The 26,358-nt window shown below is 37.7% G+C and carries 19 protein-coding genes and 1 pseudogene; 7 read left to right on the top strand and 13 right to left on the bottom strand.

Features of this window, described 5'->3' with window-relative positions:
- Both LC454_RS17310 and LC454_RS17305 read right to left on the bottom strand, forming a co-directional pair.
- Positions 1-367 (bottom strand): hypothetical protein (locus LC454_RS17310; RefSeq protein WP_223583723.1); only part of this gene is annotated, 367 nt, incomplete at its 3' end.
- A gap of 370 nt (positions 368-737) precedes the next feature.
- Entirely contained in the window at positions 738-1,193 is a 456-nt protein-coding gene (locus LC454_RS17305; protein WP_223583722.1) for a response regulator transcription factor, read from the bottom strand.
- Between the two features lie 1,160 nt (positions 1,194-2,353).
- Here LC454_RS17305 and LC454_RS17300 point away from each other — a divergent pair.
- Positions 2,354-4,168: a mechanosensitive ion channel family protein gene (locus tag LC454_RS17300; protein ID WP_223583721.1), complete on the top strand. Its 1,815-nt coding sequence runs from the start codon at positions 2,354-2,356 to the stop codon at positions 4,166-4,168.
- Between the two features lie 50 nt (positions 4,169-4,218).
- On the opposite strand, the gene LC454_RS17295 is transcribed toward LC454_RS17300, so the two are convergent.
- From LC454_RS17295 to LC454_RS17265, 7 genes are all read right to left on the bottom strand, one after another.
- Positions 4,219-5,145, bottom strand: a complete 927-nt coding sequence (locus LC454_RS17295) for a GDP-L-fucose synthase family protein (RefSeq protein WP_223583720.1) — start codon at positions 5,143-5,145, stop codon at positions 4,219-4,221.
- Between the two features lie 803 nt (positions 5,146-5,948).
- Positions 5,949-8,759: a PAS domain S-box protein gene (locus LC454_RS17290; protein ID WP_223583719.1), complete on the bottom strand. Its 2,811-nt coding sequence runs from the start codon at positions 8,757-8,759 to the stop codon at positions 5,949-5,951.
- Between the two features lie 681 nt (positions 8,760-9,440).
- A complete protein-coding gene (locus LC454_RS17285) occupies positions 9,441-9,833 on the bottom strand; it encodes a hypothetical protein (RefSeq protein ID WP_223583718.1) in 393 nt (130 codons plus the stop codon).
- A gap of 5 nt (positions 9,834-9,838) precedes the next feature.
- Complete coding sequence (locus LC454_RS17280) at positions 9,839-10,195, bottom strand: hypothetical protein (protein ID WP_223583717.1); 357 nt, start codon at positions 10,193-10,195, stop codon at positions 9,839-9,841.
- 166 nt (positions 10,196-10,361) lie between these two features.
- Positions 10,362-10,790 (bottom strand): hypothetical protein, encoded by a 429-nt coding sequence (locus tag LC454_RS17275; protein WP_223583716.1) that lies wholly within the window; start codon positions 10,788-10,790, stop codon positions 10,362-10,364.
- Positions 10,791-10,842: 52 nt separating this feature from the next.
- Complete coding sequence (locus tag LC454_RS17270; RefSeq protein WP_223583715.1) at positions 10,843-11,406, bottom strand: hypothetical protein; 564 nt, start codon at positions 11,404-11,406, stop codon at positions 10,843-10,845.
- 136 nt (positions 11,407-11,542) lie between these two features.
- Positions 11,543-12,079: a cysteine hydrolase family protein gene (locus LC454_RS17265; RefSeq protein WP_223583714.1), complete on the bottom strand. Its 537-nt coding sequence runs from the start codon at positions 12,077-12,079 to the stop codon at positions 11,543-11,545.
- A gap of 255 nt (positions 12,080-12,334) precedes the next feature.
- Between LC454_RS17265 and LC454_RS17260 the strand changes: the two genes are divergently transcribed.
- Together LC454_RS17260 and LC454_RS17255 are read left to right on the top strand one after the other, a co-directional pair.
- Positions 12,335-12,796 (top strand): VOC family protein, encoded by a 462-nt coding sequence (locus tag LC454_RS17260; protein ID WP_223583713.1) that lies wholly within the window; start codon positions 12,335-12,337, stop codon positions 12,794-12,796.
- Positions 12,797-12,913: 117 nt separating this feature from the next.
- Complete coding sequence (locus LC454_RS17255; protein ID WP_223583712.1) at positions 12,914-13,177, top strand: hypothetical protein; 264 nt, start codon at positions 12,914-12,916, stop codon at positions 13,175-13,177.
- Positions 13,178-13,458: 281 nt separating this feature from the next.
- Here LC454_RS17255 and LC454_RS17250 read toward each other — a convergent pair whose 3' ends face one another.
- From LC454_RS17250 to LC454_RS17235, 4 genes and pseudogenes are all read right to left on the bottom strand, one after another.
- Positions 13,459-16,269 carry a PAS domain S-box protein gene (locus LC454_RS17250; protein WP_223583711.1) on the bottom strand — a complete coding sequence of 937 codons (2,811 nt, stop codon included), beginning with the start codon at positions 16,267-16,269 and terminating at the stop codon, positions 13,459-13,461.
- Positions 16,270-16,466: 197 nt separating this feature from the next.
- Positions 16,467-16,571, bottom strand: a pseudogene (locus tag LC454_RS26660) (zinc-dependent metalloprotease); the annotation flags it as partial.
- Positions 16,572-16,705: 134 nt separating this feature from the next.
- Entirely contained in the window at positions 16,706-19,645 is a 2,940-nt protein-coding gene (locus LC454_RS17240) for a M16 family metallopeptidase (protein ID WP_223583710.1), read from the bottom strand.
- A 371-nt stretch (positions 19,646-20,016) separates the two neighbouring features.
- On the bottom strand, positions 20,017-20,310 hold the full coding sequence (locus LC454_RS17235; protein ID WP_223583729.1) for a peroxiredoxin family protein: 294 nt from the start codon (positions 20,308-20,310) through the stop codon (positions 20,017-20,019).
- 256 nt (positions 20,311-20,566) lie between these two features.
- Here LC454_RS17235 and LC454_RS17230 point away from each other — a divergent pair, with 256 nt between their 5' ends.
- From LC454_RS17230 to LC454_RS17215, 4 genes are all read left to right on the top strand, one after another.
- Positions 20,567-20,731 (top strand): hypothetical protein, encoded by a 165-nt coding sequence (locus LC454_RS17230; protein WP_223583709.1) that lies wholly within the window; start codon positions 20,567-20,569, stop codon positions 20,729-20,731.
- 346 nt (positions 20,732-21,077) lie between these two features.
- On the top strand, positions 21,078-21,677 hold the full coding sequence (locus LC454_RS17225; protein ID WP_223583708.1) for a sigma-70 family RNA polymerase sigma factor: 600 nt from the start codon (positions 21,078-21,080) through the stop codon (positions 21,675-21,677).
- 92 nt (positions 21,678-21,769) lie between these two features.
- Positions 21,770-22,753 (top strand): FecR family protein, encoded by a 984-nt coding sequence (locus LC454_RS17220; RefSeq protein WP_223583707.1) that lies wholly within the window; start codon positions 21,770-21,772, stop codon positions 22,751-22,753.
- 259 nt (positions 22,754-23,012) lie between these two features.
- Positions 23,013-26,339: a TonB-dependent receptor gene (locus LC454_RS17215; protein WP_223583706.1), complete on the top strand. Its 3,327-nt coding sequence runs from the start codon at positions 23,013-23,015 to the stop codon at positions 26,337-26,339.
- Positions 26,340-26,358 lie beyond the last annotated feature (19 nt).

Raw genomic sequence — 26,358 nt, 5'->3', positions numbered from 1 at the left:
TCCCCTCTGACATTAACTTGGTATAGCTATCATAAAGGTGTCGGATCATTAAATAGGTATAATACACCGAATACAGTGCTACCGAAATGAAAAGATATGGTATAAAAAAATTAAAGACATCATTATGCGAGGAAAAAAAAGATAATGAACTAAAAAAGAATAAACTAACCGCAAAACTAAGCAGGAACGGAATCACATAATGGTATCCACCTATTCTCTTTTGCTCGCCCATAGATGTGATAATTACAATTACATGAAAGAATACGACCTGCATGAGATGGAGGTTGAATGCGACAAAAGGAAGAATATATTGAAATGAACTACCAGGAACCTGAACCATTAAATTAAAGATCCAGTTAAAAATCATCTGACAGAAATAGATCAATAACAGTCTTTTAAGATATCGTTCGATAGATAAAATTCGATCTCCGTATGCAAATAGCAAAAAAAGTATACAAATGACAGACGATGCGACTGGGGTTGCGGCAATTATGATTTGGTAAAGTTCATTCATAGGAGACCAATAATATTACTTTTCGAAATAAATGACCATAGTTAAAACGCGCAAATTAGAAGGGTACTTTTATAATAGTATATAAATTTATTCATTTTCACTCACAAGTGTATACAAGGAACAAATATTTCAGTCATACAACTTATATGCAATTCTTTCAATTGAAATCCCATAATATCCTTTGAAAATAGGGAAGACTCATAAAAGTCTTACTTAACAGAGATTATGCAAATTCAATCTCAAACGCATAATGATTTGTCTTGGCGGGATTATCTATTTTGAGTTGCTTCATATTGTTGAATACAATCTGTTCTACTCTTTCGATCAATATCCTATCATTTATACTTTTTGAAATATAATCTGATGCACCTAATTGCAATGCTCTACTAATCTTGTCGCTGTCTAAATCATCGGTATACATAATAATCTGACTATTGGGATACAATTTCTTTAGATGTGGAATACTATCGATACCATTCATAAAAGGCATATTAACATCCACTAAAAAAACATCCGGATCTTCAAATTTAGCTTTGAATGATTCCATGCCAACTGGAGAAGGGGCTTCTAACACTATTTCAAATTTTGGATTCGTGTGTTGGGATAGCTTCGCCCGTGTAAGAAATCTAATGATTGAAGAATCATCGATAAGACCTATTTTAATTGTTTCAGTGTACATAATTTTTTACTTTACGTGATTTCTACAAAAATCAAGATTACCGATTATCATAATATTACTTTTGATAAAATGGTTAGTGACACATTGTCAATAGTATGTTTTTACCTCAAATCTTACACACTGAGAAATTGTCATTACTATTATTGCATATGCTATAAAATACTGAAAAGTTAAAAACAGCTTGTAAACTTTTTTAATAAACTTAATAGGCTTAATTTCTCAATAATACATTTTTTAAAGTTGCCTATACAACATTAAGAATCACCTCTTCTAGTTGTTAATTGACTAATCAATCATATTTCCCTAACAGCACCTGAAAAGTCAGTAATTGCTCACTTATCTTACATTAAACCAGATTTATCTTTTGAAGGCCAATTCCATAATAGGAATTTGGGTAATTAAGATTTTAACTTTTATTACAAAAGTGACTTAGCTACAAAAATTTACTATTCGTCATATCTGAAAATACCAGTATCTCGCCTGTTATTTTCTTTGGGAAACATTCAAAAAAATAAATACAAAACATTATACAAAATGCCTTCTACTTTTTACAGAATAGCTGTCATGGAAATAATTATCTGTATAATTTGCATTACATTGAAATCAGATCTTACTGTTAATCACTCAGGTATAGACAAATACCATAATAGTAATGACAGGCAAGCTGTTCGCAACGCTCTTTATTGTAAACTCAAAGACTACTAAATCAAAGAAAGGAAAAACATTATGTTTAGAAACAAAATTGATCTATATTTTCAAAATCTTGATGAAAAATGGAGAAACCTATCTTACAGAGAACGGACAGGTTATACAATATTTGGCTATTCCGCATATGTGTTTTTAATCGTTGTTTTGATTTTTTACACAATTGTTGCGATATATCATTTACTCGATCACCAAGTGGTATTCGGGAAACCCATCCATTAAAAAAGTGGATGTTTCACATATAATAACGAGGGACGCCGCTAAAGACGAAACAAACACCTCAAAAATAAAATAACAGGGAGAACAAAAGTATACGCAGTTTTTTTAACTTGCACATAACCCGCAACAACTGTACTCACAGTCATCCCATACCTTCTGGTTTCAATATCCTGTATATCACTATCCGATCAGGATGGTTATGCTTACAGATTTCAAATAAATTTTACATTAGAGATATGAAAAGATTATACATTTTTTTCTTAACGATTATACTTTGTTTTTGTTCAACTTTCAGTGCGATATATGCACAAGAAAATGATTCGATCAATAAAAAAGAACTTGGTCTAAGTACCCTGCTAAATGATATCCGACAGCAGCAGATTAATGATTCGCTTGAGCGTATCAAGCTCCAGCATGAAATCTCCAAACTCAAAAGCCTCAACAGCCGTAAGAAAGAAAATCTAAAGCAGCAACTTAATGAGTTTGACGAAGAGAATAACATGCGTAAGCAACAGTTAAAAATCCGGGTCGATTCGATCAAAAAAAATACGAAGTCTTACGCCGTAGCACCATTTAATGACACGCTCTTTTATGTGTATAATAAGTTAGGGGCGTCTCTGGCCAAGGATCGTGCCTACAATGTGGTCAATAGAATTCGTAACCTCTATGAAGATGACTTTGTAAAAGTTGATTCTTTCAAAATCGAAAACAATGAAATCAGTGCCGACATTGTTTACAAAGACTTGATCATCACCTCTATAACAGAACTGGATGCACTACTTGAAGGAAAAAGTAAAGATGAGATTGCAGCACAATATCTCAAGCGTATCCAAGAGGCTATCAATCAGGAACGGGTAGATAATAGCATTAGCAAAATGCTGATGCGAACTGGACTCGTCCTCTTGATTCTCCTTACATTTTCGATTTTGGTGTTTTTGATCAACAAATTGAGAAAATATGGAACTAAACGACTTTTAACCGAACGTACTGAACGGATCAAAGACGTGAAAATCAAAAATTATGTATTGATAACTTCTGTTCAGAAGACTCGCATATTCATTAACATCATCAATATTGCATACTGGGGACTAATCATGCTGATTGCTTTTATTATGCTTCCTCTCGTTTTCAGTATCTTCCCTTTTACGCAGAGTTGGGCCTCAAATCTTATTGGTCTTTTTACAAAACCTTTGAAAAAGACAGCTATGGCCATTTGGGATTATATTCCAAATCTGACCACAGTTTTCGTTATCCTATTCGTAATGCGTTATGTGGTACGGTTTGTAAGATATATTTTTAACGAGATTGACAAAGGTAAACTGGAAGTAAATGGCTTTCATCGTGAATTTGCTATGCCGACATTCAACATTATCCGCTTTCTACTTCAAGCCTTCACATTGGTACTTTTATTTCCCTATCTTCCTGGAGCGAATTCAGACATCTTTAAAGGAATATCTGTTTTTATTGGGGTATTATTCTCACTAGGATCTTCCTCTGCCATTTCAAATATTATCGCTGGTCTGGTTATTACCTATATGCGGCCTTTCCGTATCGGTGACCGCATTACAATTGCCGATAAGACCGGTATCGTCATTGAAAAGTCTCCATTGGTAACTCGGTTACGCACGATTAAAAATGAGGAAATCACGATTCCAAATTCCTCCATCCTATCAGGCAATACCGTCAATTATTCGACCTTTTCAGAAGAAGGAATATGTTTTCAGGTTGAACTCACAGTGGGATATGAAGAACCTTGGCAACGTATACACGAGTTACTACTTAAAATTCCACCACGTATTGCACGTGTAAATCAATTTCCCGAGCCATTTGTATTGCAAAAAAAACTCGATGACTTTTATGTTCTTTATGAACTGAATGTTTACATTTCCAAGTCAGGCGAAATTGACCTAGCCAAGTCTGAAATCTATCAGCTTATTCTCAATGACTTCCTAGCTGAAGGTATCGAAATGAATGGTCCGCACCTCTTCTCAAAAGTAGATTATGTACCGCAATACCAAGATAAAAGTACAGACACATTAAACAACAATTGATTCAACGCCGTGATGGGAGTAAATATCATTTAACAATTGTAGGAATCAGCTTATTCTTTTTTCAGGAAGTCAGCGTAAGCTAATTTAATTCCTTCGGGAAGATTGATTTTATGTTTCCAGCCTAAGGCGTGTAATTTGGATACGTCCATCAATTTGCGTGGTGTTCCATCCGGTTTACTGCTATCGAAAGAGATGTTCCCTTCATATCCTATAACTTCTTTAATGAGTTCTGCAAGATCCTTTATACTGAGATCTTCCCCGACGCCAATATTGACAAATTGTTTTTCGTTATAATTATTCATCAAAAATACGCAGGCATCAGCCAAGTCATCCGAGAAAAGAAATTCCCTTAGCGGAGTTCCAGTACCCCATATCACAACTTCATCCAAGTTATTGACTTTTGCCTCATGGAATCTTCTGATCAAGGCTGGTAAGACGTGGGAGTTTTGAGGATGATAATTATCGTTGATGCCATACAGATTGGTCGGCATGACTGATATGAAATTACAACCGTATTGGTCGCGGAAAGCTTCTGCCATTTTAATACCGGCAATTTTGGCGATGGCATAAGGCTCATTCGTAGATTCCAATGTACCGGTCAACAATAAGTCTTCGTTTAAAGGTTGTGGCGCCATCTTGGGATAAATGCAACTTGAACCTAAGAACATCAACTTTTTTACCTCATTATCGTAGGCGGATTTAATCACGCTACCCTGTATCGCCATATTTTCGTAGATAAAATCTGCGCGAAAGGTATTGTTCGCCATGATTCCACCGACTTTAGCCGCAGCCAAGAATACATAGTCAGGTTTTTCTTCGTTGAAAAAATCGGCAACTGCCTGTTGATTGCGCAAATCTAGTTCCTGCGACGTACGGGTCACGATGTTATTGTATCCAAGTTCTATTAATTTGCGATGTATTGCCGATCCTGCCATTCCTCGATGGCCTGCCACGTAAATTTTAGCGTCTTTTTCCACGATATGTTACTGATTCCTGCAAACTTAGATAAATTGCTTTTTATATGCAATATAATTTGCCCTTATAAAAGCAATTGATCGCTGTGCTCGCAGTCCTCAAAATTTGCTTTTTATGGGAATGAAGGTTATTGTGTGAGAATTTAGAACAAAAGTAGGCAGCTTAGTGGCAAAGATGTCTATGTAAGCTGTAGTGAGGAAATGCAGAAAAGTCGAGTGATTTTTAAAGGAACACCTAACGATTAGAGTCCTGTACTGGATAGCAAAAGTAAATTTGTCGGTAGGGTTATTTAAGGAGAAACATGTATATGTAAGCGGTATCGGGGAGATACCGAAAATTGCGAATAGACACTAAATTTTTAGTATATAAGATTTAAATACTGTTGTAACACTACTCGCATTTGCTTCGTGCAAAAGCTCGGGCAAGGCGACTATATATATTAAAACCATATATGGTGGAGTATTAACTTTACTAACAAACTGTTGGAGTTCTATCGTTAACAAAAACTAGAGTATTGGTTTACAAATAGCTTGAAAGGGCATACTGATAAAAAAATTGATAAAGTAATTACTTTAAGGATGAAAATCATTTTTACAATACTTTTGATTAGCCTAGCAGCTACCACATATAGACAGCATGATTATACAATCAATGTGAAGATACCTGGAATCTCCTTTAAAAAGACAAGCGATTAGGCGCATTGTAAAAATATGGTTGACCCACGCTAGATCGTGTGGCATTAAAGCAAGAATTACTTATTCGAGCCGGCACTTTAACTATTCTTACCTGGCTGCTTTGGTAATTGCTACTTATGAATATTGACCAGCGCTTGATAAAGATCCTCAGGTTTAACAGGATTGAATAACCATTGTCTAATTTCCAGTGATTCACAAACAGAAGCAACATTGCTGTATAGGGAATTAAATACTGGAATTATGGGCTGTATATATTTTTCATTAAAAACCTTTTCCCGAATCTTCTTTATGGTGTCTATTCCATTCATAATAGGCAAGTCGTTCATCATAAGGATTGCTCCAAAGCGACTGCCGCGCATCAAGAGCTGCAAGACTTCGAACCCATTCTTTGCATGTAGCGCACCGATATTCTTTTTATTCAATAGCTGAACCAACCTTTCACGCTCACTTTCATCATCGGCAACGACAAGAACAGTGTCAATATTTGCAAGATCTTTCCATTCTTCTATTTCCCAAATAGAACGTAAGTCGAGGTCAAAAAAGAAATGGCTTCCAACAGCAACTTTACTTTCCAACTTCAGTTCACTCCCCATCATTTTTAGCAGGCGATTGGATATCGTAAGCCCTAGACCTGTGCCGCCATAACGTTTGGTCATTGAAGTATCCTCCTGCGAAAAGGCTTCAAAGATTTTTGTCTGCTTATCTTCTTTTATGCCTATCCCGGTATCCTGAACACTGAAACGCAGAACAGCAGTTTCGGCCTCCCGTGACAGGACTGAAATCTGAAATATAATTTTTCCTTTCGCAGTAAATTTGATTGCATTGCTCATTAGATTCATCAACACTTGTTTGATACGAAGTGCGTCTGTCCAAATATAACTTGGTACCTCGGGCGCGATATCTAAATGGAATTCCAGGCCTTTGCCTGTGATCTGAACATTAAAAAGTTTGTTCAGCTGCATGATAAGTTCGTTGAGATCCGTTTGCTCAATTTCCAGTTCCATTTTACCGGCTTCAATTTTCGAGAAATCCAGAATATCATTGATAATGCCTAACAATAAAGTGGTTGATTGCTCGACCATCCCTAAATACTCGCGCTGTGTAGCATTCAAACTGGTTCTGGTCAATAAATCGGTAAAGCCTACTATACCATTAAGGGGAGTGCGTATTTCGTGGCTCATATTGGCCAAAAACTCGGACTTTGCCATACTTGCCTGCTCAGCAAGTCCTTTTGCTCGTTCGAGTTCTTTGTGCTGTTGAATTATTTTGCTAATATCTGTAGCTACACCAAGATATCCGATGACTTTGTCCTCGACGTTTCTGATCATGGTCACGGCTAAAGAAACGAACAATTGTGAGCCGTCTTTGCGGATGTAAGTCCATTCACGTTGCTCCGAACCGTCAAGTTCAGCTTTTTCCACAAAAATGCTGAATCCCTTGACGGGATATCCCAGTTCGATGGTTAGCTGACGTTCCCTCAAATCTATCTCGCTCTGCAAATGAAAATGTACCGGATTTAATTTACCGATTATTTCTTCACTGGCATACCCCAATAGGTTTTCGGCGCCTTTATTAAACAATGTTATTGTACCTTCCACATCCGTGGCGATAATGGCAACTGCGGAAGTAGCCTCGAGAATATCCTCAAATAGTTTTTTTGAATTTGACGACTCCTCTTCCATTCTTTTACGTCTGTCAATATCCTGAAAGGTACCATAAAGTCGTACACAGACGCCGTTTTCAAAATCGGCATTGCCCAATGCGCGTATCCAAAGTGGATGCCCTTTAAAAGTGATAATTTCCAGTTCAAGATCCCAGGGTTCTCCCGTGGAAATAGCTTGCTCAATGGCCTGCTGAATTTTATTCCGGTGCAGTCCTTCCTTGTAAAAATTAAGCGAGCTTGTAAGATCAGGCTCATAATCCTGTGCTACTTCATGAATCTCTTTGGTGATCTCGGACCAGATAATTTTTTCATCTTTCAGATTGTACTCCCAGCCACCGACCCGTGCAACCCTTCCGGTCCTTGTCAACATTGCTTGGGTATGTTTTAAATCCTTCTCCAAATAATGCTGCTCGGTGATATCAACCGCATTACCAATTACATATGCCTTCTTATTTCCGTTAGCCTGGAGGATATTATTAAACATCCAAATACGTATACCACCAGCACGTGTTACCGTGCGCATTTCGCCTTTGACAACTCCTTTTTTAATGATTTCAGCGAGGTAGCTTTTAAGATTTGAATGGCCTTCCTTTGGCACAATATCAAAAAGAGAAAGCTTTTCTATTTCCTCTTTTTCATAGCTTAATAGTCTGGCTCCAGCCTCATTTACCGTAATAAAATTGCCCTCCAGATCATGGGTGCACATGAGGCTCTGTGAGTGATCAAAAAATGCTTTCAGCTTCTGCTCACTTTCTTTATATTTCTCCTTCTCTTTTCGATTGACAATCAGCGCCACCACTTCATCCCGTAGCAGGGAGAATATTTGTTTTTGGTTTTCGTCAAGTTGCCTGGGTACCCTGTCAATAACGCATAACGCACCCAAAGCAAATCCATTGGCATCAACCAAGGGTAATCCAGCGTAGTACCGGATATGAGGATCCGCCGTTACGAGCGTATTGGATTTAAACCGGTCATCTTGAGCAGCGTCCCGAACCTCCAATAGCTGATCTTCTGTCAATGTATATTGGCAAAAAGATAAGTCGCGTGGTGTCTCTTCCACGTCGAATCCAACACGTGATTTAAACCATTGCCTTTCTTTGTCTATCAATGAAATTAAAGAGATAGGCATATCACAAACGCGTGAGGCAATCTCAGTGATACGATCGAACTCTGATTCCGCAGCGGTGTCCAGAATTTCATACGCGTGCAGTGCCTGAATCCGTTGCGACTCATTTTTTGTCAGTGATTTTGCATCCATAAAATCACAATAATAAAAGTTTATAACAAAAAAGTTAAATTTCTACACCTTCATGAGAACACTCCATCAATCACCATCTTCCATCGGAAATATACAACAACAGACAACATAGACTAAACACCTGATATAATAGCAATTAATAGATATAATATAGTAACTAACAATAGCAAATAAAAATAGTTTTATAAAAAAAATAATGTTTCTTGAAACACAAAACTTACAAAACGCAAAAAAGAACAATTATTCAAACAAAAAACTTTTCACTAAAAATATTTTTAACTACTTAATAAATACAAAACAAATACGATTGTTTATATGAAAATTATTTACTATTTTCATAACGCTTTATCATTATTAGGATCTATTTTTTTAAATAATTACAACTTAATATTATGCTTTGCCATGAAGAATCATGGTGTTTTTCCAATTTGAACGGCGTTCATACGATCTATTTGCTTGCGAAACTTTTTGCCTACTGAGAGGTTCATCCAGACTGCCCCATAAATCTTCTATTTGTCTTAATGTGAGTCGACGTATGTCCTATGCGCAGATGAGGAATGAATGTATTTTCTCTGTACTGCCCCAATTTTAAACCCGTCAAATTCGAAGGGTTTAGAAATACCAGAATTTAGATATTGAGGGTGACAAGAATTTTATTATCCATATTCTGGGATAATAGCATTATAAAAATTCAATTCTCAATGCTGTCTTGGTAATTATGAAGCAGTTGAAACCGCTCGTTTGACGAAAGGTGTAATAGAACAAGCCTGGCATTTTCATCGCATTCATTTTATCCTCAGCAATATAATTTTTCATGCTATTAAAATAGCACAAATGGCTATTGAAAAACACTTCAAAGCTATTTTCGACTTCTATTACATTGAAAATATTAACAAAATCAAACTCCGAAAACTCTTGCCAAACAACATTTTCAAAAATCATTTTCTTAATTGGAACCGAGGTTTCTGTTATATACTCACCGTAATATATTTCCGTGACTTTGTTTTGAAAATTCATACTTAGATTGTAAGCGAAAAAGTCTCCAAACTCTTCATTTAATTTAATAGCATCCATATTGATTAGATAGTTCTCATAAGAGGGGTTATTCTGAAAATATCGTCTTCATTATCCAAAGACCAATAATCTATCAGTTCAATAAAATATCTTTTATCCTTTGTTAACATCGCTTTAATTCTATCCCATCTGCAATCTACTGCTAGGTCCTGCTCATTTAGATAGTCATCATAGGATGCAACAATTAGAGACATTAAAGCCATCCTTTCCTCAAATGCTAAGTCATATTGGTGATAAAAATCAATAAATTCATTTATCCGCGAGGAGTCTGCCATTTCGATATCCCAGTCCTGCTCTGTCCCTGTGTAAGGCAGAGACAACTTTTTGCTGAGTGCTATGATGATGTCTTTCTTTAATATCATTCAGTTAGATAGAAGTTTTATCAACCTGGTTATAGGATTGCCATCCTTTATAATCAAACACTGTTTTAACTGTGCCTATTTTTGAGCAGATATTTTCAATAAATTATCAATTCAACCCAAATTTAAGATAGAAATGATAGCAACTATCTTTACTTCCCGAATTATTCTACAACTCAACTGTCAACGCTGTTGCAAATACCTTTAATTCAAGCCCGCTATAAAAACTTATATAGTACAACGATCGCCCGGAACTATCAAACTCAGCTAACTCATTACCATTTTCAAACCGACCTCGATACAACAGGTCAATAGTCTTAAATTCATTGGAAACATCTTCGTCAAAAACAAATAAGCAAGTCTCCATGAATGCATCAATAAAAACTAGATCAACTAGATTATAGTTAGAGGCAGTTTCTAGATTTACACGTTTAAATCTAAGTCGAAATTCGTTAAAAGCTGCGTTGTACACGAATCTAAAGCAGTCATAGTCATTATGTAGGTCAAGATAAATACCATCTAAATCTACCGCTACACAATCTTTAAATAATTCAGATTGGGGTAAACTAATCTTTCTCTTTATTCTTTCGCTAGCCATGTACTTAGTGCTTTAATGATCTTCTCTTTGTAACATCATATTATGCTAATTTTTAGCTCATATTAATAACACCTAATTCATCATTAAGAGCTATCTTTTGTCTCCACTCTTCTTCCTCTAGGCAACTCGCATGTCGCAAATCCACCCCTTCTCTAGCCGCCTTAAGCGTTATATATTCATATATAGGAAAGTTACCTGTCTCCCATTTTTTCTTATAGCCAATAAAGCCAAATTCTGCTAGCATTTTCTTCAGTGATTGATAAATTGCATCGAACAATTTTTCTGTTTCAATATCTTCTTGAATCAGCACCGCTTTATACGATACATTAGAAGGTGATAATTCTTCAATTTTGATATTGATGCATGAATCAATCGAATCTATGCGAATGGTCCAAGAATAATTAACACGATCGTCCTCCCACAGTACATTGGTAGAATGAGGAAAATACGTTTTATCTTTTTCTTTTACGATTTCATAGATAAAGAAAAGCTTATTCAATAGCTCCTGAAACTTATCACCATAATCTGAGCTATGCCCTATTTTAAATCGTTTCGTATCGGATGAAATCTCGGATACAATATAGCCTAAGGTTTCGATTTCAAATTTGATCTTCATTTTTATTGTCTGTTGAAGATAGTGATAAAATTAGAACTGAATAGCTAGTAAAATACCTATACTGACATAGGCCAGAGCAATTAAAAATGATAATTTTCTTTCTTTTGTGTACCACATTGTATATCCTCTTAGTACTTTAAGTTCCTAAAATAGCATGACTGGTTTCAACTTTGATCATCCCTTGCGTCGCTGTCATTTCTGACCATAACCAATTGAAATAGGCTATCACCTGCTTAGCGGGGATCATTGATCTGTCAGCTGTCGTATGTCCATCAGAAACTACGGTGATAAAATAATCTCTTGTTAGCGCTGATTTTATCGTGGCATCCACACAGAAATCTGTCGCACATCCGGTCACGATCAGTTCCTTCACTCCCCTACTTTTCAATATCGTCTGAAGATCAGTTTTATAAAATGAATTATTCGTTGTCTTAGAAACAAATATATCTTCAGGACCTCTGATCAATTCAGGCAATAAAGACCAATCTTCTGTACCAGGAAGGAAGCTGTTCTCCTTTGTGCCATCATGTTGTATAAAAATAACGGGGTCACCACTCTTTCTAAACTGTTGAGATAGTTCGTTGATCCGATCAATGACACCAAAGGTATCATACCGCAGCGTATAGGGCTTAAAACTGCCCTGTTGCATATCTATAATTAATAAGGCCTTCATCCTAAACTCACTTAACGATAATTTGATGGATAAATATAACAAATGTTCATTATCAAACAGTATATTAAGACCACGAACGGGATGCAATGCGTTATATATGCAGTTCTATTTCTTATCCTATGCCAAGTCGATCGAAGAACAAATCTGTTAGATTTGTAAGACTGCAAATGATCAAAATTCAGATAGAATGAAATAGATGAGTATCAATTGTAGGCTATACTGAAAAAGGAAAAAATAACCCAAAAATATAAAGCTATGCAAAAGATAATTCCAAACCTTTGGTTTGACAGCAACGCACAGGAAGCCGCAGAATATTACCTATCGGTTTTCAAAGATGGAAAAATAATCAATATTACTTATTACCCGAGTTCAGAAGCCGAAGGATTGGCTGATTTCCAGAAGGATTTTGCTGGAAAAGTACTTACCGTAGAGTTTGAGATTTTGGGAATGCGTCTTATCGGGATCAATGCCGGACCGATATTCAAATTTAACGAGGCTATTTCGCTGATGATCCCCTGTAAGGACCAGACTGAAATAGACTACTATTGGGAAGCACTTACATCGGGTGGAGGACAGGAGAGCGTTTGTGGATGGCTGAAAGACAGATACGGATTAAGCTGGCAGGTTTGTCCTGAAAATTGGGCGGAGCTCAACAGAAGACCCGGCGCATTCAAAAAAATGATGGGAATGAAAAAGATTATTATTGCTGATTTCTAAAAACAAGATGCTGATCGATCACGACCCAACGATTCATAAATCTCATCAAGCGAATTGTAAATCCATTCATAAATAAATCCAAACCTCTATATATTTAAGATTAAATTAAAGACGCCTATGTTGAGTAAATACCAATTCAGTAAAAATCCACTACATTATATTTATGCCCTGATCTGGTTGGGTGTATTCGCTACTTTTGCTTTTTATCTTTTCACAGGAGAGATGTTCAGGCCGGAAAACGGCAAGATCCACATTGTAGCAATTCTTATCGCTTGGGTAGTGCAATATCTTGGCCTAACACTGACTTGCTTGATCATCCGGCTTTTAGGGATATACAAAGCATTTCGAACTGTTTTAGATAAGAAAGAAACTGAATCTTAATTAATTATCGCCGACGCTACGAAGTTGCATAGAGCATCTTCAAGATGATAACCGTAATCCTTAAATACGTAGTTATCCTCATTAAAAATATAATTGTATGGATTATAGAAAATAATATCAATCGCTATGAAGACAGCACCTAGAATCGTCTTTAAAAAGGCAAACGATTAGGTATATTGTAAAAATATGGTTGGGCCACGCTAGATCGCGAGGCATTAATGCAAGAATTACTTATTCGAGCTGGCACTTTAACTATTCTTACTTGGCTGCTTTGGTAATTGCTACCTGTGAATATTGGACAGCATGTGATAAAGATCCTCGGGTTTAACAGGATTGAATAACCATTGCCTAATTTCCAGTGATTCGCAAACAGAAGCAACATTGCTGTCTTGGGGATCAAATATGGGAATTATAGGCTGTATATATTTTTCATTAAAAACCTTTTCCCGAATCTTCTTAATGGTGTCTATGCCATTCATAATAGGCAAGTCATTCATCATGAGGATTGCTCCAAAGCGACTGCCGCGCATCAAGAGCTGCAGGACTTCGAACCCATTATTTGCATGTTGCGCACCGATATTCTTTTTGTTCAATAGTTGAACCAACCTTTCACGTTCGCTTTGATCATCGGAAACGACAAGAACGGTGTCAATATTTGCAAGATCTTTCCATTCTTCTGTTTCCCAAATAGAACGTAAGTCGAGGTCAAAAAAGAAATGGCTTCCTACAGCAACTTTACTTTCCAACTTCAGTTCACTCCCCATCATTTTTAGCAAGCGATTGGATATCGTAAGTCCTAGACCTGTGCCGCCATAACGTTTGGTCATTGAAGTATCCTCCTGCGAAAAGGCTTCAAAGATTTTTGCCTGCTTATCTTCTTTTATGCCTATCCCGGTGTCCTGAACACTGAAACGCAGAACAGCAGTTTCGGCCTCCCGGGAAAGTACTGAAATCTGAAATGTAATTTTTCCTTTCGCAGTAAATTTGATTGCATTGCTCATTAGATTCATCAACACTTGTTTAATACGAAGTCCGTCTGTCCAAATATAACTTGGCACCTCGGGTGCTATATTTAAATGGAATTCCAGGCCTTTGCCTGTGATCTGAACATTAAAAAGTTTGTTCAGCTGAATGATGAGTTCGTTGAGGTCCGTTTGCTCGATTTCCAGTTCCATTTTACCGGCTTCAATTTTGGAGAAATCCAGAACATCATTGATAATGCTTAACAATAAAGTGGTTGATTGTTCGACCATCCCCAAATACTCACGCTGCGTATCATTCAAACTGGTTCTAGTCAATAAATCGGTAAAGCCTACTATACCATTAAGGGGGGTGCGTATTTCGTGGCTCATATTGGCCAAAAACTCGGACTTTGCCATACTTGCCTGCTCAGCAATTCCTTTTGCTCTCTCAAGTTCTTTATGCTGTTGAATAATTTTGCTGATATCTGTAGCTACACCAAGATATCCAATGACTTTATCCTCGATGTTTCTGATCATGGTCACAGCTAAGGAAACGAACAGGTGTGAACCGTCTTTGCGGATGTAAGTCCATTCCAGTTGCTCCGAACCATAACGCTCAGCTTTTTCCACAAAAACGCTGAATCCTTTAACAGGATACCCCAGTTCTATAGCTAGCTCACGCTCCCTCAGATCTAACTCGCTCTGCAAATGAAAGTGCACCGGGCTTAATTTACCGATTATTTCTTCGCTGGCATACCCCAGAAGATTTTCGGCGCCTTTATTAAACAACGTTATTGTACCATCTATATCCGTGGCGATAATAGCAACTGCAGAAGTAGCCTCCAGAATATCTTCAAATAGTTTTTTCGAATTTGACGACTCCGCTTCCATTCTTTTACGTCTATCAATGTCCTGGAAGGTACCATAAAGCCGTACACAGACGCCATTTTCAAAATCGGCATTGCCCAATGCGCGTACCCAAAGTGCATGCCCTTTAAAAGTGATAATTTCCAGTTCTAGATCCCAAGGCTCTCCTGTGGAAATAGCCTGCTCAATGGCTTGCTGAATTTTATTCCGATGCAGCCCTTCCTTGTAAAAATTCAGCGAGCTTGTAAGATCAGGCTCATAATCCTTTGCTACTTCATGAATCTCCTTGGTGATCTCGGACCAGACAATTTTTGCATCCTTAAGATTGTACTCCCAGCCACCGATTCGTGCAACCCTTCCTGTCCTTGTCAACATCGCTTGGGCATGTTTTAGATCCTTCTCCAAATAATGCTGCTCGGTGATATCAACCGCATTACCAATGACATATGCCTTCTTATTTCCGTTAACCTGGAGGATATTATTAAACATCCAAATACGCATGCTACCAGCACGTGTTACCGTACGCATTTCGCCTTTGAGAACTCCTTTTTTTACAATTTCAGCGAGGTAGCTTTTAAGATTTGAATGGCCTTCCTTTGGCACAATATCAAAAAGAGAAAGCTTTTCTATTTCCATTTTTTCATAGCCTAATAATCTAGCTCCAGCCTCATTCACCGTAATAAAATTGCCGTCAAGATCATGTGTACACATGAGGCTCTGTGAGTGATCAAAAAATGCTTTCAGCTTCTGCTCACTTTCTTTATGTTTCTCCTTTTCTTTTCGATTGACAATAAGTGCAACCACCTCATCCCGTAACAGGGAAAGTATTTGTTTTTGGTTTTCATCGAGTTGCCTGGGCACCCTGTCAATAACGCATAATGCCCCCAAAGCAAATCCATTCGCATCAATTAAGGGTAATCCAGCGTAGTAACGGATATGAGGATCCGCCGTTACGAGTGTATTGGATTTAAACCGGTCATCTTCAACAGCATCCCGAACCTCCAATAGCTGATCTTCTGTAAATGTATATTGGCAAAAAGATAAATCGCGTGGCGTCTCTTTCACTTCGAGTCCCACCCGTGATTTAAACCATTGCCTCTCTTTGTCTACCAATGAAATTAAAGAGATAGGCATATCACAAACGCGTGAGGCGATCTCAGTGATACGATCGAACTCGGATTCCGCAGCGGTGTCCAGAATTTCATATTCATGCAGTGCCTGGATCCGTTGCGACTCATTTTTTGTAGGTGATTTTGCATTCATAAAATCACAAATAAAAGTTTATAACAAAAAAGTTAAATTTCTACACCTTCATGAGAACACACCATCAATCACCATCTTCCATCGGTAATATACAACAACAGACAATATAGACTAAAGACCTGAACTAATAGCGATTAATATATTATGGTATCTAACAAATGGAAGATAAAAATAGTTTAATAAAAAATTAATGTTTCTTAAAAGATACCATTTTCCGACTGCGCTACATAATTATAATGTGCATAATCCATAATCGAAGGTGTATGACCATATTTATTGGTAAATGATCGGCTTCGAAGTTTCTTTAATCCGTAATTTTACCTACTAAGCAATATTGGACCAATAAAGATTATTCTTTGATCATAAAAAAGGGGACATCATCCAAGATGTGCCCCCAATAAACTATAAACATCGAAACGTTTTTTTTTGAATTGGATTAGTATCCAAATATTTCACCAAGACTTAGCTTTTGGATACTACCCAAGTCTGAGATAGTACCTTCATTTAAGTCCTTTTCATCTCCAACAATGCAATAGACATAAGGCTTATGGCTGATATTATCGGTATGAAACGTTTTAAGGTCTGAAAACGTTAGCTGAGGAAGTTTCTCAAAAACCATTTTTCTGGAATCTTCTGTAAGTCCACGACGTTGTGCAGCTAAATAGCTTGAAAGAATACTCGCCCCTGTAATACGCTCACTTGCCAAAGATTTCAGTAAATTGGTGCGAATTGATTCCAAGCCTACTTTTGACTCAGGCAGCTCATTCAAAAGCTCATTCATTCCACCTACGGCATCCTTAAACTTGTCAGATTGTGTCCCGATATAGGCACCTACCATGCCATGGTTTTCTTTCCTTTGAGGTTGTCCATAATAAGCATACGTCGTATAGGCCAATGCTTTGGATTCGCGAAGGGTCTGAAAAACAATACTACCCATGCCGCCGCCAAAATAACCGTTAAAGAATATGACAGTCGGTATTTGGTTTTTATCAAATAATCCCGAATTACGGATCCAGAAGACTTCTGCCTGCTTCATCACATATTGGGCAAACAGCACCTTATTCTCGTTAGTTGGCTTTTCTTCAAATTTTACGCCTTTCTCCATCGCAAAATAAGGAGATACATTATCCTTTAATGGTTTAAGGTTTTTGACCAAATCGGTGACACTTTGTGGTCCATAATATAAAATACGATGCTTGGCTCTAGCTAGGTTGTGCAACACCGCAACAAGTTCAGCCGCTTTCAAACCATCGAGTTCCTGGTCGGTATAGGTATAGTTAAAGGGATTTTTGGCACCATAGCGTGCATAGGCTTTTAGGCCTTCCATGATCGTTGCCTTATTCTCCTTGGCATTCGCCCTTGATTTTTTCAACCGTGCAATGTAGGCCTTAAATGCTCCTTCATCCTCCACGCAGTTGTGCATCAGATCCTGCAACAAGCTCATCGATTCGGTAAAGTTACTGTGTAGGCCATGAACAGACACACTGCTTTCTTCATTGCCAGAAGATACCGAAAATTCCGAAGCCAACTTGTAGAAGGCTTTGCTAAACTCTTCACTGCTCTTGTCTTTGGTGCCCAAAAACTCCAAATACCCCACAGCAAGGCTTAATAATTTATTGTCCCAGCTTCCAAAATCAAAATGGTAGGTTAGGCTAAACAACTCATTGTTTTTATTCTGAACGGCCAAAACATCGAGATCTTTCAATTTTGCTGTCGACATATCTTTTGCAAAATCAATCCACCTTGGCTTGATGTCCTGCTCAGGCATCGCGTTGATCTGTTTCAGAAAGGCAGATTCAACATTTCTGTTAACCGTAATTGGAGTAATGGCCGGTTTGACAACTTTATCGACCTTATCATCCTGTCCTTTTCGTTTATAGACAGTGACATAATTGACATCTGAGAGATACTTATTAGCAAAACGCACGATATCTTCTTTGGTTATTTTTGACAAACGGTCGGTATAAGCCAATTCTTTTGCCCAATCAGTCTCCGAAGTAAAGCCTGACATGAGCTGCTCTGCAGTACCGGTATAATTATCAAATAGCTTGATTTGCGCTTTCTTTTCATTATTAATGATCGAAGTAAGCAGGTCGGCTGAAAATTGTCCCTTTCTTAGTTTATCGAGTTCACCCAACAATAGTTTCTTGACATCCTCCAAACTTTGTCCTGCCCCCGGATTGCCTTGAAGAATCAACATCGAATAGTCTTTCAATACATAGGGAAAAGCGCCTGCACCCAACAATTTTTGTGATTTCACAAGATCAAGGTCGATCAATCCGGCTGATCCATTGGTCAGCACATTGGCCATAAGATTCAGGATCTGTGCATCTGGATCAGCAGCCCCCGGAAACCGAAACCCCATCAGCAGGTACTCAGATGTCGGCCCCATGACGGTTTTTGTAATAGGGCTGGTAATGGTCTGCTCTTTTTCAAAAGTATAGGCCGGAACAGGCTTAGATTTCATCGTGGAAAATGCCTTATCAATACGTTGGATGACATCCGTAGGATTGAAATCACCCGACATAATGACGCCCATATTATTGGGAACATAATAGGTATTGTAATATTCCCTTATAGCTTTTAGCGAAGGATTTTTAAGATGTTCTACAGATCCCAATACAGTTTGCTTACCATAATTATTGTTTGGAAACATGGCCGCAAAAATGGTTTCGATAGACTTTCTATTGTCGTTATCTAGGCTGATATTTTTCTCCTCATATACGGACTCCAATTCGGTATGGAACAAACGCAGAATAGGATTTCTGAACCGCTCGGCCTGAACGGCCAAATATTTGTCGAGCACATTGCTGGGGATATCTTCCACATATACCGTCTGCTCAAAAGATGTAAACGCATTGGTACCTTTAGAGCCCATGCTGCTCATCAATTTGTCGTATTCATTCGGAATAGCGTATTTCGATGCCTCGCCCGATACACGGTCAATTTCTTTATAGATCGCCGTCCGTTCGTTAACATCGGTGGTATGATTATATTTTTCATATAGATTGTCCACCTGATCCAACAGTGGTTTTTCTTTGGACCAATCGAGGCTACCAAACTTATCCGTCCCCTTAAAAAGCATGTGCTCAAGGTAATGTGCTAACCCGGTATGTTCTTTGGGATCTGTTTTGCTCCCGGCCTTAGTGGCAATGTACGCCTGAATACGAGGTTGTTTATTATTAGGACTGAGGATAACGGTTAAACCATTTTTGAGTTTGTAAAAACGGGTCTTAACAGGATCGTTGGTCACATATTTATAGGTATACCCCCCCTCAGAGGTTTCTTTCCAGAGGTATTTGCCTACTTGGGCTTGGACACCAGTGGTTATGAACAATAACGAAATAAAAGCTATTGTTTTAAATTTTCTATTCATAATTAGGATTGACTTTTTATTTTGACAACTTAAGGTAATTTTATAAACAAGATTATTTACAGCAATAATCGCAAAAAACAGTATTAAACACAACAGTAAGCTATGATTACAAGAAAAAGAAATGAAAAAATCACAAAAACAAGAAAAAAAACATAAACGAAATAAAATATATGTTTATCGCAGCAGTTTTTTCAGTTTGGCTGCTCGACCAAAGCGCACAACTCACAGAAAATCAACAGGTAAATAGACATCTAGGTAACATATTATGATCTCTGCATTAAATTCAAGAAGAAAGGCTGTACGCAAGGACAGCCTTCTCCTCCTAACTAAACATATGCCAGCACAGCTTGGGGTGTACGAGTGCTGGAAAACTATTTAGCAATGATTTTGCCATTTGGGTCTACCAGGAAATTCATGGGGATAGCCTTCACATCATACATTACTCCTGCTTCATTTTCCCATCCCTTGAGATCTCCGACCTGTTTCCAAGTAAGTCCATCGTCCTGAATCGCTTTTAACCATTTTGCCTTATCAGCTGCTTTATCCATGGATACGCCTAGAATTTCAAATCCTTGTTTTTGGTATTTAGCATATGATTTTACCAAATTCGGGTTTTCACGTCGACATGGTGCAGCAGTGACATCTAAGGCTGCGTTGGATAGAATAATAATGGTATGCTCAATCAGTTAATTTTCTGCAATCCCACGCCTACCCAGCATAATCAGTATAATAATATGCAAAAAATTAATCCATTATAAAAATATTAAATATAAAAAAAACAAACAAAGTAGATGTTTCTCTACAAGACATCATTTACATATTTACAATTTTATATTTCACTAAAAAATATACATATAATTGTTTCAATAAATTTTTAATAAAATCACAAACTAAAAAGTTACACAATTAAAAAAAAATCAAATGGAAAAGAAAGCAACTTATATCGCTCCAGAGCTTAAAGCTTTGACGATAGAACTTGAACAAGGTATCGCTGCTGGTTCGAACCCGAGCTCATCGCATAGACCCGAACATTCACACGAAGGACAAGAATGGGGACAAAGTCATAACCCACATTCTGACGAATAACCAGTAAAAATAAAATAAATTGCACATCGCCTTCTCGCGTTTTGGGGAGCTGTAATATAAATTGCGTCAATGGGTAATTCTTTGTTCAAAGGGGCAGATGAATTACCCATTACGTTTAAAAGCAACTTAATAATAACAATCTCACCTACTGACTATTAATCTCTGCTTCAAATGACGTGTTTTTTGCGCATCGATAAATACCCATGTATAGGTTGGTTTTCTAAGCTGTATGATCAACTTTTTAAATTATCCTGTTTTGACATGAAAATATTAAACCATCCTTAATGCATTTGTTAATAATATATTAACACTGAAAAAATACTTTTGTAAAAAATTCAAGAGCATTATGATGTCAACTAAGATAATTGATCGCCACATAAACATGTGGATAGATGGTAATGATACGGCATTTAAATATATTTTTGACTATTATTATCCACGCCTGTTGTCTGCTTCATTAAAACCGATCAAAAATCACCAGGATGCCGAGGAACTTGTAATGAACGTTTTATTAAAAATCTGGCAAAACAAATACAGAATCAATCATCTCAACACCCATTTGACGGATTATCTATTCGGAATATTACGACAGGAAATGGCAGGTTTAGCACGAAAGAAAGTCATACTGACAACCGATTATAACGATATTCCGCTACAGTTGTTAGGATCCAATGACCACCCCGAACTTTCGATGAAAGACTTACAGACCAGTTATCAAGCTGCATTGCGCAAACTAAGCGCTAAACAACGTGAGGTATTTTTGATGAGCCGCAATCAATTATTGACACAGAAAGAAATTGCAGAGCAAACAGGCCTCTCCATCCACACAGTAAACAACCATATAACTTCAGCCTTAAAAATCATTCGAAGGGAATTATATGAATATCCACATGTAGTCGTCTTGATGTATATAACAACTCAGTCGGCAGTAAGTATATTAAATTAAAATCAATTAATCATTAAACTTTAAAATCAACTAGTTATCCTCTCTCAGTTTTACATTCTTATATAAAGGGCTATATACAAAGCCCTTAAGATATGAAGATTGAACGACCATCACGCAATGCACTTGTCACTTATTTCAGAGGCTTAAGCTCTCAAGATGAAAGTAAGCTGATTATTCATTATTTATCACTGGATATAGATGCCGGGTATATAGAATCCTGCATGCGAGAGGCGTGGTCCGAATTAGATCGTGAAGCTTACCCGCTTTCTCAAACCCAAAAGGCCAAAGCATGGGAAATTTTTCAATCAAAACAAAATGAATTAAACCTAATCCCAAGCGAAAAAAAACAAAAATGGTTTATTTACGCTGCATGCATTTCATTTTTTATCCTAAGCACATTAGGAATTATTGCGTATCAGCGATCTATCAATAAAGAAGCTACCCCAACCGTTTATCGTGCAGCTCTTGGAAAACAATTAAAAGTCCTTTTGAAAGACAGTAGTAACATCCTACTCTTTCCTGGCTCCTCTCTAACAGTACCCGCCAATTTCAATCAAGCAGACAGAAAAGTTGAATTATCCGGCAGGGCATATTTCAAAGTTACACACAACAACCTGAAAGTATTTGAAGTACACTCGGATTTATTGACAACAAAAGTTTTGGGAACAAGCTTTGAAGTAAATGCCGATAGATCGGACAGTCAGCAAATAATTACGCTACATACGGGTAGAATAAATGTCAGCTATGACAACCGTACGCTCGCTAATCTACAACCAAACCAGCAGCTTATCTATAATCAAAAAAATCGTCTTTTTAAGGTGATCAAAAGCAATGCAACAGAGACCATTTCATGGATAAATGGCGAGCTAACCTATGATCTTATTCCCCTAAAGCAGATCTGTCTGGATCTGGAAAAATGGTATGCGGTTAAAATCGAGATCAGGGATCAGCAATTGGCCAATAAAAAGATAAGTACAAGTTTTAAAGACATTCCACTCAATAAAGTACTGGATATGATTTCCATCACAACAGGGATATCGTACACGATTAAAGGAGACCATATAACAATTTATTAAAAGAAAGGAGATGAAAAAGAGAAACAAATAAAAAAGCCGTCCTGTTGACGCAGAACGGCTGAGTATTCGACTGAAAACACAGTCTAACTAAATTAAAATCCGGGATTAAGGCCCCATCGAATTTTAGATACAAATGAAAGAAATTTTATTAAAAAAAAGAAAGAAAAAACTGTGTATCTATATATACACTTTTGTCCTCACTGTATGCTTTTTATTTACACAATCCGCACAATCCCAGATACTCGAAAAGAAAATAAGATTGTCAACGGGAGACATTACTGGACTACAAATCATCGCTACAATAAAGGAACAGCTTCCCAACGTTCGATTTACATTTGACGAACAAATAAATTCAAAATTAGCAGACCATATTGACAACTCCATAGCTTCTTTGACATTGGAAGATGTACTTCTGTTGATCAAAAGAAAATTTGGTATCCACTATGAAAACAGAGATGAATACATTATCTTCAGTTTACCGACTATACCAAAAGCTCCTGTACAACAGAAAGGCACTGGCTCGATAAAGGGCCGTATCGTAGAATTTGAAAGTTCTCAACCTCTTTCAGGTGCAACTGTCTATATCAAAGAACTGAAAAGAGCGGTACAAAGTAATCAACAAGGCTATTACAATTTTGCAGATCTTCCCAGGGGCGCCTACTCACTACAGGTTTCATTTATTGGATACAAACCTGAAGTCATCACAGTAAAAGCTTCCTCCTCCAAAGAAGAGATCTATGACATAAAGCTACAGGGTGCCAATGTACTGGAAGAAGTCGTCATAAACAATTTACGAAAGATCAGAACCCCCGTCGCCCACACCTCGGAAAGACAATTACTTTCGGAGATCAAAAATGCGAAGACACTAATGAGCGGGATCTCAAGTCAGGAAATCAGTAAATCGGCAGACCGAAATGCCGCAGAAGTGGTCAAAAAGATTGCCGGGGTCTCTGTTCGAGATAACAAATTCATTATAATAAGAGGGATGAATGAGCGCTACAACCTAACATATTTGAATGGTAATATTGCCCCATCGACAGAACTCTACTCTAGAGCATTTTCTATGGACCTTATCCCTAGTCGTATCATAGATCGAATTCTGGTGTACAAATCTCCAGCACCCGACCTTATGGCAGACATGACAGGAGGTGCTGTCAAAATATTTACCAAGGATGCACGATATATCAAACATTTTGATCTGGAATTACAACTGGGAGCTCGTCCCAATACAACTTTTTCTCCAAAATTTCTTAGCTATCGGGGTAGCGGAACTGACTTTTTGGGATTTGACAATGGATTGAGAAAATTACCTGCCGTCGTACCTGGGTATGGGGATTTTACGAAAGCAACGTTGAGTCAAAAGGATTATGTCGATAATTTCAGCCCCTATTTGCAGTACGGTTATAAACTTATGCTCCCCATGATGCAATTGACTGCAAACTACTACAATTCCTTTAAGATCGGCTCGAGAAAAATAAGCATGTTAAGTTCGCTAAGCTATAAAAGTGAAGGACAACAGTATGCCGTAGACCGCAGCAATAGCTTCTATGGGGGGAATCTTGACCGAACCCACGTGATCACGCAGGAAAATCAAAGTACGGAAATGGCGCAGCTAAATTTATTGCAGAACTTCAGCTATGTGATCAGAGATAGCAGTACATTGATGTTTAAGAATTATTTTTTACAACAAGGTCAAAGCGGTACTGTGGTACGAACAAGTAAGAATGACCAATACCTGATCCATGAACCTTCAAGCGACCTTGCACATCTACCCGGTCTGATCTGGAGAGATCGGATTACAGGTTTTGACCTGCAAGAGCGAAATATCATTTTAAGCTATACACAGCGTTCACTTTATTCGGGAAACTTTAGTGGTGATCATTTTTTTAACAAAGGAAAACAATTGCTGGCATGGAACCTCGGGTATACATATAGTATCCAGCAAATTCCTGATCAACGTGTGATCCGCTTTCAAAAAAATCGCCAAGATGGAGCAAGGGTCATCTTGCCAGGCCCGGATGAACTCAATTGGACAGCTGCTTATCGTTATGTTCCCGGCCCTGATGATATTGAGCATAAAGACAATAGCCTGGAACGCGGTATACTGTCAAGATCCTGGTCCAAAAATACCGAAAACGTTTATAACGGTTCGGTCGATTACACATACAAATTTAAACCATGGATTACGGTGAAAGCCGGGACTTACCAACAATGGAAATCCAGAAGATTGTTCCGTCGTGTATATACACTCAATGAGGGAGACCTAAACAGCGCAGGATACCCGGACAATCCTGCTATAGGTGGCAATAATCGTTTTATAGATTTCAGCAAGGTTTTCTTTCAGGAACAAGAACTGGGAAAAGTCTGGTCTGCAGAATATCTAAGGGATAATGGTAGCGCTTTAAAGGTATTCGACCGTACCAGCGGAAGCGATGCCTATGTGGCGAGTGAACAATTAAATGCAGGCTATGCAGCTATCAGCCTACTTCCTTTTGATCAAAAGTTGGATATCTATGGCGGTTTAAGGGTAGAATACAATAGACAAAAAGTAGCTGGAGCCATACCTGCTGAACGTGTTGGCGACGTGAACAAACCTGTACTTGTCGACAACAAAAAGACAAATTATCTCCCTTCAATCAATATTGGTTATCGCCCCATAGATCAATTGGTGTTCAGACTAGCGTACGGGCAAACGGTAAATAGGCCCGAATTTAGGGAACTATCTCCTTATAGCGAACTGGATTATCTCAACAATCAAACGATAAAGGGTAATAATCTTTTAAAAGCCGCTGAAATAAAAAACTATGACATGCGGATTGAATGGTATCCCAAAGAGAATATCAATGCGGAGATAGTGAGCTTAGGAGCATTCCATAAAAAACTAAAATCACCGATTGAACGGATGATTTACAGAAGCTTGTATTTCGGTGGACCAGCTACGGTGAGCTTTGGTAATGCAGACCGGGCTACCGTAAGCGGAATAGAGTTCGAAGTACGAAAAAACCTAGGATTTATTCCAACTGCTTTTTTTAGGAACCTATCGGTATCGGCCAACTTTACCTGGATCAAAAGCGAGGTCAAAAAGAACATTGATACGACCATAAACAAAAATTTAAATCCCGGTTTAAACCCATATTATACGCGCCAGCTACAGGGACAGTCGCCCTATATCTTTAATGCAGGCCTCTACTACGACAATGCGGGATCAGGGACAAAAATAGCGCTAAACTGGAATTTGACTGGTCCAAATATTTATGCCGCAGCCAATGGATCGGCCTTTAGTATGGATATTCAAGGTAATGTACCCATTATTAATCAGGGCGAACAGGGAAGTCTGATCGAACTTAAAAGGGAGATGCTGGATTTTGCGCTTACCCAGAGGTTATTAAAAAGTCTTCAGTTCAAGTTAAGTGTACAAAATATACTCAATCAGCCAATACGTATTGCTGAAGATGAAAACTTTACCTACAAATATGAAAAAGCAACATATCAAGGAAAAGACCACATTGACATCGGTGGCGATATGATTAACAACGAGTATAAAACCGATCGACATATTATCTGCTCTTTTATGTATTCCTTTTAATGCTGACTATATTATTAAG

This window comes from Sphingobacterium sp. GVS05A (genome assembly GCF_019969845.1).
Classification (GTDB): Bacteria; Bacteroidota; Bacteroidia; order Sphingobacteriales; family Sphingobacteriaceae; genus Sphingobacterium.
Note: the sequence above shows the minus strand (reverse complement) of the source record. Positions and strands in the feature narration are given on the sequence as shown.

Coding starts and splice junctions, on each gene's coding strand:
- LC454_RS17305 (WP_223583722.1), bottom strand. CDS start 1,193: ATGTACACTGAAACAATTAAAATAGGTCTTATCGATGATTCTTCAATC.
- LC454_RS17300 (WP_223583721.1), top strand. CDS start 2,354: ATGAAAAGATTATACATTTTTTTCTTAACGATTATACTTTGTTTTTGT.
- LC454_RS17290 (WP_223583719.1), bottom strand. CDS start 8,759: ATGGATGCAAAATCACTGACAAAAAATGAGTCGCAACGGATTCAGGCA.
- LC454_RS17285 (WP_223583718.1), bottom strand. CDS start 9,833: ATGGATGCTATTAAATTAAATGAAGAGTTTGGAGACTTTTTCGCTTAC.
- LC454_RS17280 (WP_223583717.1), bottom strand. CDS start 10,195: ATGATATTAAAGAAAGACATCATCATAGCACTCAGCAAAAAGTTGTCT.
- LC454_RS17275 (WP_223583716.1), bottom strand. CDS start 10,790: ATGGCTAGCGAAAGAATAAAGAGAAAGATTAGTTTACCCCAATCTGAA.
- LC454_RS17270 (WP_223583715.1), bottom strand. CDS start 11,406: ATGAAGATCAAATTTGAAATCGAAACCTTAGGCTATATTGTATCCGAG.
- LC454_RS17265 (WP_223583714.1), bottom strand. CDS start 12,079: ATGAAGGCCTTATTAATTATAGATATGCAACAGGGCAGTTTTAAGCCC.
- LC454_RS17260 (WP_223583713.1), top strand. CDS start 12,335: ATGCAAAAGATAATTCCAAACCTTTGGTTTGACAGCAACGCACAGGAA.
- LC454_RS17255 (WP_223583712.1), top strand. CDS start 12,914: ATGTTGAGTAAATACCAATTCAGTAAAAATCCACTACATTATATTTAT.
- LC454_RS17250 (WP_223583711.1), bottom strand. CDS start 16,269: ATGAATGCAAAATCACCTACAAAAAATGAGTCGCAACGGATCCAGGCA.
- LC454_RS17240 (WP_223583710.1), bottom strand. CDS start 19,645: ATGAATAGAAAATTTAAAACAATAGCTTTTATTTCGTTATTGTTCATA.
- LC454_RS17230 (WP_223583709.1), top strand. CDS start 20,567: ATGGAAAAGAAAGCAACTTATATCGCTCCAGAGCTTAAAGCTTTGACG.
- LC454_RS17225 (WP_223583708.1), top strand. CDS start 21,078: ATGATGTCAACTAAGATAATTGATCGCCACATAAACATGTGGATAGAT.
- LC454_RS17220 (WP_223583707.1), top strand. CDS start 21,770: ATGAAGATTGAACGACCATCACGCAATGCACTTGTCACTTATTTCAGA.